The following is an 11,216-nucleotide window of genomic DNA, read 5'->3' on the forward strand; positions in this document are numbered from 1 at the left end:
GTGGATTAGGCCAGACAGATGGGATCTCTCACTTGATTATCTAATTCGGCTTTATAGATTATCCGGATCAAGAGCCAATTCTTGAAGTCGTCGGTAGAGGGCTCGTTCGGCTTCAGCAAGTTCAGCAGGAATAACCACCACAATTTCAACCAATTGATCGCCCCTGCGTCCATCAAGCTCAAGTCCCCGTCCGCGAAGGCGCAATAAACGACCACTTGATGATGCAGGAGGCACTTGGAGTGTGACAGGACCAGACAGAGTTGGGACATCCACAGCACAGCCAAGAGCTGCATCAGGTGGAAACAACTCAAGGCGATAAAGCACACGAAGTCCGTCAATCCTCAGTCTGTCTTCAGTTTGAACGCGTAACTGAAGGAAGTGGTCACGTCCTCCAGGGGCTACGCCCACAAGACGTAACCGCCAACCATCGCCAGCCAAAGGCGGTGTATCAACCTCTACAAGAGTGCCGTCATCGAGTTCAAGATCCACTGAAGTTCCATAGAGGGCTTGCTCAGGGGTCAACTCGACCAACGTCTCGAGATCATCAGTGGCCTGTACAGGAGGAGGCGGTGGTGGTGGAGACGTCGCAGGCCAGTCGACTTGTTCTGAGGGGAAAGGATCAGCATCGTCACCAGGCTGTTCGTCTGTGCGCTCCAAACCAAGGACCACTTCGAGATACTCATCGAAAGTTGGAAAACCAACTGCGAAAGGATCAGCAATGGCTTGCTCTGTCGACATCGATCCCTGCCAAGCAGCGCGACGTCTTGGATCACTGAGAACCGCATAGGCCTCATTAACCAATTTGAAGCGTTCCTCGGCGTGGCTGTCATTGCCATTGAGGTCTGGATGCCATCGTCGTGCTTCGCGACGGAATGCCCTTTTGAGCTGGGAGGCGTCACTGTCTGGAGAGACACCTAGCAAAGACCAGTAATCCGGTTTAGCGGTAGAAGTCATCGTCCCAGGGATTTAGCTCACGTCCCCTGTAGCTGCGTCGGCCGTCGGACGACCGGGCAGGGCTATTCCAAGGATCGTCATCCCAGTCATCATCTGAGAAGAGCTCATCTTTCAACGAGCCAAGAGTGTTACGTATGCCCTGGAGTGGATTGGCGTCAGTACGCCGTTCTGATGAAATTCGTCGGTTCAAGCCAAAAAGGGCTTCCTGAAGTGAAGCAACAGCAAGCTCAAGTTCCTGTAGATCGTTCTGCTCAAGCAGGTCTTGCACATCGCGCATCGCTGTCTCTACAGCCCGCTGCTGCCGCTCAGCCCCATAGGGGCCCAGCTCCAAAGCTGCATCGCGAAGTCTTCGTTCAGCTTGACCAACAAGTGTGAGTGCACCATTACGTCGATCAATTGATGCACGACGACGACGATCTTCTCCTGCCTTCGCTTCAGCTTCGGCGAGCAAGGCTTGCAATTCCTCTTCATTAAGGGTGGAACCTCCCTGAATATTCACAGATTGCTTGCGGCCTGTGGTGCGATCAGTTGCACTCACTTGCAAGAGACCATTGGCATCGATATCAAAGGCCACCTGCACCTGGGGAACACCTCTTGGTGCTGGTGGAATGCCAGACAGGCGAAAGCGACCCAAAGACTTGTTATCTGCTGCCAACTGACGTTCACCCTGCCAGACATGAATTTCAACAGACGATTGATTGGCCTCTGAGGTGCTGAACACGTCGGATTGGCGCACTGGTATTGGTGTATTTCGTGGGATCAGCACTTTCATCAACCCACCAACGGTTTCAAGCCCTAGTGAAAGGGGAGTGACATCATTGAGCATCAGATCTCGAAGCTCTCCGGTAAGGATTCCGGCCTGAACAGCTCCGCCAACAGCAACGACTTCGTCAGGGTTGACTGATTGGCAAGGTTCACTGGCAACGAGGGTTCGCAGCAATTGCTGAACCATCGGCATTCTGGTGCCACCCCCAACAAGCACAACATCATCAACATCATCAGCAGACCAGCCAGAATCACGCAGAGCTGTCTGCACCGGATTCAGAAGACGGTCGAGAAGGTCGGGGCAAAGGCCTTCAAAAGTAGGGCGATCAAGGCTGGTCTCGATATGAAGGGGGCCATCAGCCCCCGTCGCGATAAAGGGCAAAGAAATCGGAGTACTAAGCACACCAGAGAGTTCCTGCTTCGCTTTTTCTGCTGCTTCAATCAAGCGTTGCAGTGCCTGGCGATCACGGCGTAAATCGAGGCCATGCTTCGTCTTAAAAGCTTCAGCGAGCCAATCAACAATCCGCTGATCAAAATCATTGCCCCCAAGTTGGGTATCACCACATGTGGCCTTGACATCAAAAACACCATTGGCGACACGCATCAGTGAGACATCAAACGTCCCGCCACCCAAATCGAAGACAAGAACACGGCGTGCGGCACTGCGATCAAAGCCATAGGCCAGAGCAGCAGCAGTGGGTTCGTTGAGGATCCGTTCCACTGTGATTCCAGCGAGCCTGCCGGCGTCACGAGTCGCCTGACGTTGGGCATCATTGAAATAGGCAGGTACTGTCACTACAGCAGCCTCAACAGGCTCTCCTAGATATGTCGCCGCATCATCCACAAGCTTGCGAATGATGCTCGCCACAAGTTCTTCGGGTGCATATTCACGCTCCGTCACTTGACAGGAGACACGTACATTCCCCTGTTCATTGGCCCTAACGGTGTATGGAACAGAGAGACTGCTGTCCTCCATTTCATCCCAGCCTCGTCCCACGAAGCGCTTGAGATTGGCAAAGGTATTTCTTGGATTGAGCACCAACTGGCGACGTGCCAACTGACCGACAAGTAGCTCTTCTTCTTTGCTGTAACCCACTACTGAGGGAGTGGTGCGACTGCCCTCCGCATTAGCGATCACTTGAGGGCGACCAGCCTCAAGCACCGCCACAACGGAGTTTGTTGTCCCTAGGTCTATGCCAACAATCCGCCCCATGGCCTCGTTTACTGAAGCTCCAAGGTAACGGCGAAAAGCACCCTAAACCAAGCCTTTTGAGCAATGTGGATGTGGGACTGTTAATGGCCTGTTAATGCAAAAGCAGCCCTCTCAGGATTAGGTTTCTTATGTCTGTATTGCAGTGGTATGCCAACTGGTGTGCAGAAGGAGCTGTACGTGCTCAGAAGACGTCCAGCTTATGAAAAATTCGTCGACAGCAGCTTTAGAACTATCGCCATATCAATGGCATCCATGGTTGCACTGATACTTGTAGCGATCCTGATCGTTGTCTTTTGGGGGTCACTTGAGTCGATGGGGCGCTACGGGTTGAAATTTCTAGTGACATCAAATTGGAACCCTGTTGATGATGAGTACGGAGTGTTAACCGCCATCTATGGAACAGCGATAACCTCATTGCTATCACTATTAATTGCTATACCTCTAGGTGTTGGAACAGCAATTTTTATAACCGAAAGCTTCATACCTACAAGAGCTAAAAACATCATAGGAGTAATGATTGAACTACTAGCGGCCATTCCATCTGTGGTACTTGGCCTATGGGCAATCTTTGTAATGGAGCCGTTCCTAAGACCCTTGCTTTCTTTCCTGTATATATATTTTGGCTGGATTCCATTTTTTAGTACTCAGCCAATGGGCCCTGGAATGACCCCAGCGATCCTGATCCTTGTTGTGATGATACTGCCTATCATTACAGCTATTTCGAGAGACTCACTCAATCAAGTACCAATTAGCCTGCGTCAAGCAGCTTATGGGGTTGGAGCAACCCGCTGGAGCACAATCATTAATGTCATTCTACCAGCGGCAATTTCGGGCATTGCTGGAGGCGTACTACTCGCTCTGGGAAGAGCCATGGGTGAAACAATGGCAGTAACAATGATTATAGGAAATTCCAATAATTTTAGCTGGTCATTGCTTGGCCCAGGCAACACAATCGCTGCGATGCTAGCCAATCAGTTTGGAGAAGCAGATGGAACTCAGGTCTCATCACTTTATTATGCAGCATTTATTCTTATGGTGATAACGCTTGCGGTAAATATCATTTCACAATGGATGGTCAAACGACTAAGCCTTAAGTACTAACATGAAATCAATGACTAGCGAAGCGACTTCTACAAGTGGGGATCTATCCTCAAATCTTTACTACAAGCCCGCTTTGAGACGCAATAGAATTAATAGAGCTTTTACAATATTATCCGGATTGTTTTCATTTATAGCCATTCTGCCACTAATTCTTGTCTTAACCTATGTAATTATCAAAGGAGCAACCAGATTAAGCATCTCACTTTTTACTATGCTTCCGCCTCCACCAGGACTCGATGGCGGAGGTATTGGCAATGCCATCTTGGGAACTATTATTGTCACTTGCATAGCCGGAATGATCGCTATACCTGTTGGAGTTGGTGGAGGTATCTACCTAGCCGAATATGCACGTGAAGGAGCATTCTCTAGATTTATACGTTTTGGCACCAATGTTCTTTCCGGTGTTCCTTCTATTATTACTGGTGTCTTTGTTTACGATATAATTGTCTCTTCACGGGTCATCCTTGGCAGTTCATACAGTGCCATAGCTGGCGGAGTAGCACTCTCAATCCTGATGTTGCCAACAGTGATAAAAACCACTGATGAAGGTCTAAAACTGGTACCAGACAACCTACGCAAAGGTGCACTTGGAGTAGGCGCCTCTAAATTTGTAACCATTACCCACATCACATTGCCAATGGCATTTACTCCAATCGCTACAGGAGTCGTTCTTTCAGTTGCTCGAGCAGCTGGTGAAACAGCACCATTGATTTTTACAGCACTCTTTTCATATTTTTGGCCTACTGGTTCAGATGCTTTCTTCAATCCAATCGCGACACTTTCGGTTTTAATTTATAATTTTTCAACTCAACCCTATCAAGTCCAGAATGAATTGGCTTGGGCAGCTTCATTTATTCTTGTAGTATTTATTCTCGCGATGAATATCCTTTCACGCTGGATTGGCCACTTAACCTCAAAATGAGTCACTTAAACAAGACTATTTCTATCGTGACAACTGAATTGCCTTCACTATTAATCGCGCGCTGATCGATGACAGCCACTTCCTCTCCGCGGCTAAAGCAGATTTCAACTGATCCCTGCATATCACTTCAGAACGTCACTATAAGTTACAATGAATTTGAAGCCGTGCGGCATGTTTACTGCGAGATACCCCGCGGCAAAATTACAGCTTTAATCGGACCATCTGGATGTGGTAAATCAACAATTCTGCGATCTCTAAATCGCATGAATGACTTAATAGAAGGATGTTCTCTTACAGGTCGAGTGATGTTTGATGGAGACGACTTATATTCCCCAAATATCGATCCAGTTGAGGTTCGCAGACGCATTGGAATGGTATTTCAGCAACCCAATCCATTCCCTAAAAGTATCTATGAAAATATTGCATTTGGAGCAAGAATTAATGGATATAAAGGTGATATGAATGAGCTTGTTGAACGCTCACTTCGTCAAGCAGCTGTATGGGATGAATGCAAGGATAAGCTTAAGGAGAGTGGCTGCTCTCTATCGGGTGGTCAACAACAAAGGCTATGCATAGCAAGGACAATCGCTATTGAACCAGAAGTCATTTTAATGGATGAACCCTGTTCAGCTCTCGACCCTATCTCTACACTTAAAATTGAAGAGACAATGCATGAGTTAAAAAATAGATTTACCATTGTAATCGTCACTCATAATATGCAACAGGCTGTTCGAGTTAGTGATTTTACAGCTTTCTTCAATGCTGAGGCACAGGAAGGTGGATCAGGAAAAGTTGGTTATCTTGTCGAGTTCAATGAAACAGAAAAAATCTTCCATGCACCTGCTCAGGAGGCTACTCAGAATTATATTTCCGGCCGCTTTGGTTGAAGGGGGTGATGGTATTATTAAAGATACAAAGTTTATAGCTTGCTTTGAAGTGGCGAGTAATAAATATCAACTAATCTCTAGAAGCAAATAATATTACAACCTACTTTAATACAAGGCATTAATAGCAAAGTTGCACGACATCGATTGCCTAATTCTCGCTGCTCGTGCACAAACGCCTTGGTCTTCGTGCCGACACGCTACGAATACAAAACCAAAAAACCTGTCAGACACTACGAGACTGCATCAGACGGATGACAGCCCGATAATGCCCAAAAACGACTGCTATAAGAACGTGCCAAAAAGAAGTCTGATACCGCATCAGACGGAATCAGACTTCCTTTGAAACGGAGAGGGAGGGATTCGAACCCTCGATAGAGTTGCCCCTATACAGCATTTCCAGTGCTGCGCCTTCGACCACTCGGCCACCTCTCCAGCGGCTTTCAGGCCCTCGTGAATGTAGCAGGGCTCTCCAGTTGACCCATACATGACACCAAAACACAGAATCCCAGTCCACTAGCGACAAACGAGATGACCTAACTTTGAGAGCACAAAGCAATCCTTCCACTGGAAACGGAAACTCAGGATCAAGATACCCTCTATGGACTGAGGTTCAGAGGATCATTCAATCTATAAATTCCTGATGACATCCCAAATTGATACGGAGTGAAGCTTGACGACTCTGAACTGTTCCCTTGCTGCTGAGCAAGCTGGCTTGAACGATGAAGATCTGGCTCGCCTTGCAGGGGTAGCGCGTAAGGCCTCTGAATGTGGTGGTGCCATTTTGATGGACCACTATGGACATCTTGAAAGCATCGAAACCAAGGGTCGAAGTGGCGATCTTGTCACCAATGCAGATCTAGCCGCTGAGAAGTGTGTACTCGAAATTCTCCAGCAGGAAACTCCTAACATTGCCGTTCTCGCAGAAGAAAGCGGATCATTTGCTGGCCAAGGCTCGCTTTGTTGGTGTGTTGACCCACTAGATGGAACAACCAATTTCGCTCATGGCTATCCGTTCTTCGCTACGTCGATTGGCCTCACTTGGCGGCAAACACCAATCCTTGGCGCCATAGCTGTGCCTTTCCTTAAAGAGATCTACTGGGCAGCCCCAAGCCTGGGTGCATTCTGCAATCAAAAACCGATCAAGGTTTCATCATGCAAAAGTCTGGTTGATTCCTTGCTTGTGACTGGTTTTGCCTATGACAGGCAAAACCGCTTAGACAACAACTACGCCGAATTCTGCTGGATGACACACCGAACACGTGGCGTGCGACGTGGTGGTGCAGCAGCAGTGGACATGGCTTTTGTGGCAGCTGGACGACTCGATGGTTATTGGGAACGCGGCCTTGCTCCATGGGATCTTGCTGCTGGAGTAGCCCTGGTGGAGCTAGCTGGAGGGAAGGTGACTGATTACCGCGGAGACACATTTGATCTGAATAGTGGCAGGGTGCTGGCCTGTCCGCCTGGAATGCAGAAGTTGCTTGTTGATCAACTCAGCAAAGTAAAACCCCTAGAAGCAGATTCATTTGGCGCTCCCGAACTCAGGGGCATGGGATCCTGAAGTCACTCCGAGAAAATCAGGGATGGCCCTGCAACCGGCAGCGGGTGCTCGCGATCTGAACCCCCAGCAGGTCGAGCTAAACCAAAAACTTAGCCAGCGACTTGCCGAGGTTTATCGGCTATGGGGCTACGACGAAGTCTCTCCTCCAAGGGTCGAGCGACTCGAAACCTTGAAAGCTGGTGGTGCTATTGCCAGTCAGGACATCGTGCGATTGGTGGCCGATGAACCCCTTGGGCTACGACCAGAGATGACAGCATCAATTGCCCGCGCCGCTTGTACAAGGCTTAGACAAAGACCTCGTCCTTTGAGGCTATGGGCTGCAGGAACAATTTTTGAAAGCCGTACTGCTGATGAAGGAAGCCTTTGCATCGAAGAAAACCTTCAAAGCGGTGTAGAGCTCTTCGGGGTCGAACCCATCAATGCGGAAATGGAACTTCTTTCCCTGTTGTTTTCAGCAGTGGAGACTCTCGAACTGAGTAAACAACACCAGCCTCGTTTACTCGTTGGCCACACAGCATTAATGGATCTCATCATGCTGCCATTTCAAAACGATCTGCGCGAAAAAATAAGAACAGCATTGATCCACTACGACCGCCTTGCGCTTGAAAACCTGCAACTGCCGAATGATCAATTCGAGCGCCTCCTCCATCACTTGGAGTGCCGTGGTGAACCCCTAGACGTGCTCGAACGCTTATCAGGCCTATTTGGAACTCAGCAAGCACTCAATAACCTGCAAAGGCTGTTTGAGCAGATGGGTCCACTGGCCGCTGATCAGGGGATTGACCTGCAACTGGATCCAACCTTTCAGCCCCATTTTGAGCTCTACACCGGGCTGGTGTTTCAGTTGGTATGTCAAAGCGATGCTGCACCTGTCGTGATTGCTCGTGGGGGGCGATACGACAACCTTGTAGCTCGTTGCGGTGCCAAAGGGCTTCAAGCAGCAGGGGTGGGCTTTAGTTTCGCCATAGACGATATTCGTGAACTGCTTACCAAGGAGATCAAAGCGTATGAAGCTGTTGAATCAACCCTTGTTGCCTATGGCGAGCAAGCAACGCTGGAACATGCACTCAAGCGTCAGCGTCACTGGCACAAACAGGGCCAGCGTGCCGTTGTTGAACTTGAAGCCTGTCACGATCGTGAAGAAGCCTTCAGCCGTCTAGCAGATCGGGGTTGTAGCACACTGGACTGGTTAGATCATTAGGATCTCGAGAATCTCGTCGTCCGATCTGCAAGGCCATGCCACACAGCATCGTGACAGAAATTTGTGAAGGGGTTGCTGACTGTGCGCAGGCATGCCCTGTCGGCTGCATTCAGCCTGGTCAAGGCAAAAACGACAAAGGAAGAAATTTCTATTTGATTAATTTCGACATCTGCATTGATTGCGGTATCTGCCTCCAGGTCTGCCCCGTAGAAGGAGCTGTCCTTCCCGAGGAGCGAGGTGACCTACAGCGAGGCAGCTGAGTTAATCACTAGGTACGGTCACCCCACCTAAAACCAGCTTGAGACATGAGGCAAAGACTACCTAAGGTCAAATCCTAAAAAGTGAAACCAATGACTGTGCTGGAAGAAGGTCAGATCCAGATTCACACCGAGAATATTTTCCCGATCATCAAGAAAGCCGTTTATTCCGGCCACGAGGTTTTCTTGAGGGAGCTAGTCAGCAATGGCGTCGATGCAATAAGCAAAAGACGCATGGCAGCCATAGCAGGTGACTGCACTGAAGTTGAAGAAGGAGTCATAGATATCAAGATTGACCGAGAAGCAAAGACACTCACTATTTCTGACAACGGAATCGGCATGACAACCGATGAAGTTAAGAAGTACATTAATCAGGTTGCCTTCTCAAGTGCAGAAGACTTCCTTGAAAAATACAAGCAGGAAAGTGACGGAATTATTGGTCATTTTGGGTTGGGTTTTTATTCTTCTTTCATGGTATCGAAACATGTAGAGCTAGTCACTAAGTCTGCTTGTTCCGGGAGTAAAGCTATTCGTTGGAGTTGTGATGGTTCACCAAGATTTAACATTCAAGAGGCCGAACGCAATGAAGCAGGAACCGATGTCATCCTTCATCTAATGGATGAAGAGTTGGAATACATCGAGCCAAGTCGAATCCGTACTCTGATCACAAAATACTGTGACTTTATGCCTATTGAGGTAAAACTCGAAGGCGAGTCAATTAATAAGCGAAATCCACTTTGGAGGCGCAACCCAAGAGAAATCACTGATCAGGAGTATATCGAACTCTATAATTATCTATATCCATTCCAAGGTGATCCTCTTCTATGGGTACACCTAAATACTGATTACCCCTATAACCTTCAAGGTATTCTCTATTTCCCTCGGATTGGTGGTCGCGCAGATTGGGAAAAAGGTGAGATAAAACTCTACTGCAATCAAGTATTTGTCAGTGATTCAATTAAAGAAGTAGTACCACACTACCTCCTTCCGCTAAGAGGTGTGATCGACTCACCTGACATCCCACTTAATGTCAGTCGTAGCGCATTACAGACAGACAGACGTGTTAGATCTATTGGCAATTTTGTTGCAAAGAAAGTTGCCGATCGCCTGCGAGGATTAAAGGCGGAACAACCTCTTTTTTATGCTGAAGCATGGGATGCATTAGCACCCTTCGTCAAAATAGGATCAATGGAAGATGAAAAGTTTGCTGATCAAGTTGCCGACCTAATCATGTTTGGCACGACTGCTCTGGCTTCAACAGAAACAGATGGGGCCACTCCAGACCCAATTCCTTGTGGCGAAAAAGCCTTTACTACGCTGAGTGGATACCAAAGTCGTCTGAGTACAGAAGCAAACAATCGCATTCTTTACTGCACGGATGAAGTGGCCCAAGCGAGTGCCCTCAGCTTATGGACTTCACAGGGTGCTGAAATTCTTAAAACCGAAACGTTTATAGACAGCCAATTCCTCCCATGGCTTGAAGCTCGTCATAACGACCTCCGATTCCAGCGCGTTGATGCCGAACTGGATGACACTCTTAAAGACGACAAACCTGAACTAACTGATCAGGAAGGAGAGACCAAGTCTGAAAGCCTGAGAACTCTAATGAAGCAAGCACTAAATAACGACAAGGTGACCATTCAAGTACAAGCACTTAAGGGAGATAACGCACCTCCAGCAATGATTCTGCTGCCAGAACAGATGCGACGTATGAACGACCTTGGAGCTCTCATGGATCAAAGGCTGCCAGGCCTTCCCGAGCATCATGTCCTTCTTGTCAATCGTCGTCATCCACTTGTCGAAGGACTTGTGAAACTTAAATCTGGATCCGTGCTGGTCAGCACTTCAGGTGTGTCTCCAACCGAAACCTTGGCACAAGGCTTAGCCCGTCACCTATACGACATGGCTCGCCTCGGTGTAGGAGGTTTGGAGCCCAATGAACTTGCTGGATTCCAAAGCCGTAGTGCTGTGTTAATGGGACAGCTGATGGATCGGGCTTTTTAAAAGGAGGGGAGGATTTGATAAAATCTTAGTTTGGGTTCAGCGCCCTAGCTCTGTAGAGGATCAAGACATGTCCCGGGTGTGTCAGCTCACTGGAACTCGCGCCAACAACGGCATGGCTGTGAGCCATTCCCACATCCGCACAAAGAAGCTGCAACAGGCCAACCTGCAGCAGCGGCGCCTCTGGTGGGCTGAAGGGAACCGTTGGTTGAAACTACGTGTAAGCACCCGTGCACTTAAAACCATCCAAAAAAAGGGTCTCGGTGTCTATGCCAAATCGTTAGGGATTGACCTGAACAAGATCTAATCACTAAATAATTCAGCAAACTAGTTACCATCAAGATGATGGGGAATGGC

10 protein-coding genes and 1 tRNA gene are annotated in these 11,216 nt (G+C 48.4%); 8 read left to right on the forward strand and 3 right to left on the reverse strand.

What is annotated here, in order from left to right:
• Window positions 1-51: 51 nt before the first annotated feature.
• Entirely contained in the window at window positions 52-954 is a 903-nt protein-coding gene (locus SIB74_RS05270) for a DnaJ domain-containing protein (protein WP_063395884.1), read from the reverse strand.
• Window positions 938-2,932 carry a molecular chaperone DnaK gene (dnaK, locus tag SIB74_RS05275; RefSeq protein WP_063395883.1) on the reverse strand — a complete coding sequence of 665 codons (1,995 nt, stop codon included), beginning with the start codon at window positions 2,930-2,932 and terminating at the stop codon, window positions 938-940. Before dnaK ends, SIB74_RS05270 begins: the two co-directional genes overlap by 17 nt.
• Window positions 2,933-3,079: 147 nt before the next feature.
• Between dnaK and pstC the strand changes: the two genes are divergently transcribed.
• The 3 genes from pstC to pstB all read left to right on the forward strand — a co-directional run bounded on the left by pstC (window position 3,080) and on the right by pstB (window position 5,842).
• Window positions 3,080-4,033, forward strand: coding sequence for a phosphate ABC transporter permease subunit PstC (pstC, locus tag SIB74_RS05280; RefSeq protein WP_063395882.1), 954 nt, complete (start codon window positions 3,080-3,082; stop codon window positions 4,031-4,033).
• A gap of 1 nt (window position 4,034) precedes the next feature.
• Entirely contained in the window at window positions 4,035-4,955 is a 921-nt protein-coding gene (gene pstA, locus SIB74_RS05285) for a phosphate ABC transporter permease PstA (RefSeq protein ID WP_063395881.1), read from the forward strand.
• A 68-nt stretch (window positions 4,956-5,023) separates the two neighbouring features.
• Window positions 5,024-5,842, forward strand: coding sequence for a phosphate ABC transporter ATP-binding protein PstB (gene pstB, locus SIB74_RS05290; protein WP_063395880.1), 819 nt, complete (start codon window positions 5,024-5,026; stop codon window positions 5,840-5,842).
• Window positions 5,843-6,187: 345 nt separating this feature from the next.
• On the opposite strand, the gene SIB74_RS05295 is transcribed toward pstB, so the two are convergent.
• A tRNA-Ser gene (locus SIB74_RS05295) sits at window positions 6,188-6,274 on the reverse strand.
• A gap of 238 nt (window positions 6,275-6,512) precedes the next feature.
• Here SIB74_RS05295 and SIB74_RS05300 point away from each other — a divergent pair.
• The 5 genes from SIB74_RS05300 (at window position 6,513) to rpmB (ending at window position 11,166) form a co-directional block, all read left to right on the forward strand.
• On the forward strand, window positions 6,513-7,400 hold the full coding sequence (locus tag SIB74_RS05300; RefSeq protein ID WP_063395879.1) for an inositol monophosphatase family protein: 888 nt from the start codon (window positions 6,513-6,515) through the stop codon (window positions 7,398-7,400).
• A 22-nt stretch (window positions 7,401-7,422) separates the two neighbouring features.
• Entirely contained in the window at window positions 7,423-8,601 is a 1,179-nt protein-coding gene (locus SIB74_RS05305; RefSeq protein WP_063395878.1) for an ATP phosphoribosyltransferase regulatory subunit, read from the forward strand.
• 35 nt (window positions 8,602-8,636) lie between these two features.
• On the forward strand, window positions 8,637-8,861 hold the full coding sequence (locus SIB74_RS05310) for an indolepyruvate ferredoxin oxidoreductase subunit alpha (protein ID WP_063395877.1): 225 nt from the start codon (window positions 8,637-8,639) through the stop codon (window positions 8,859-8,861).
• A gap of 90 nt (window positions 8,862-8,951) precedes the next feature.
• On the forward strand, window positions 8,952-10,862 hold the full coding sequence (gene htpG / locus SIB74_RS05315; RefSeq protein ID WP_063395876.1) for a molecular chaperone HtpG: 1,911 nt from the start codon (window positions 8,952-8,954) through the stop codon (window positions 10,860-10,862).
• 67 nt (window positions 10,863-10,929) lie between these two features.
• Entirely contained in the window at window positions 10,930-11,166 is a 237-nt protein-coding gene (gene rpmB / locus SIB74_RS05320) for a 50S ribosomal protein L28 (RefSeq protein ID WP_011130073.1), read from the forward strand.
• The last annotated feature ends 50 nt before the right edge of the window (window positions 11,167-11,216 follow it).

The organism is Prochlorococcus sp. MIT 1306 (assembly GCF_047304515.1).
GTDB classification, from domain to species: domain Bacteria; phylum Cyanobacteriota; class Cyanobacteriia; order PCC-6307; family Cyanobiaceae; genus Prochlorococcus; species Prochlorococcus marinus_D.

What these genes read in the sequence shown, in the direction of transcription:
- pstB (WP_063395880.1), top strand. Translation starts at nt 5,024, where the DNA reads ATGACAGCCACTTCCTCTCCGCGGCTAAAGCAGATTTCAACTGATCCC.
- pstA (WP_063395881.1), top strand. Translation starts at nt 4,035, where the DNA reads ATGAAATCAATGACTAGCGAAGCGACTTCTACAAGTGGGGATCTATCC.
- pstC (WP_063395882.1), top strand. Translation starts at nt 3,080, where the DNA reads ATGCCAACTGGTGTGCAGAAGGAGCTGTACGTGCTCAGAAGACGTCCA.
- SIB74_RS05270 (WP_063395884.1), bottom strand. Translation starts at nt 954, where the DNA reads ATGACTTCTACCGCTAAACCGGATTACTGGTCTTTGCTAGGTGTCTCT.
- rpmB (WP_011130073.1), top strand. Translation starts at nt 10,930, where the DNA reads ATGTCCCGGGTGTGTCAGCTCACTGGAACTCGCGCCAACAACGGCATG.
- htpG (WP_063395876.1), top strand. Translation starts at nt 8,952, where the DNA reads ATGACTGTGCTGGAAGAAGGTCAGATCCAGATTCACACCGAGAATATT.
- SIB74_RS05305 (WP_063395878.1), top strand. Translation starts at nt 7,423, where the DNA reads ATGGCCCTGCAACCGGCAGCGGGTGCTCGCGATCTGAACCCCCAGCAG.
- dnaK (WP_063395883.1), bottom strand. Translation starts at nt 2,932, where the DNA reads ATGGGGCGGATTGTTGGCATAGACCTAGGGACAACAAACTCCGTTGTG.
- SIB74_RS05310 (WP_063395877.1), top strand. Translation starts at nt 8,637, where the DNA reads ATGCCACACAGCATCGTGACAGAAATTTGTGAAGGGGTTGCTGACTGT.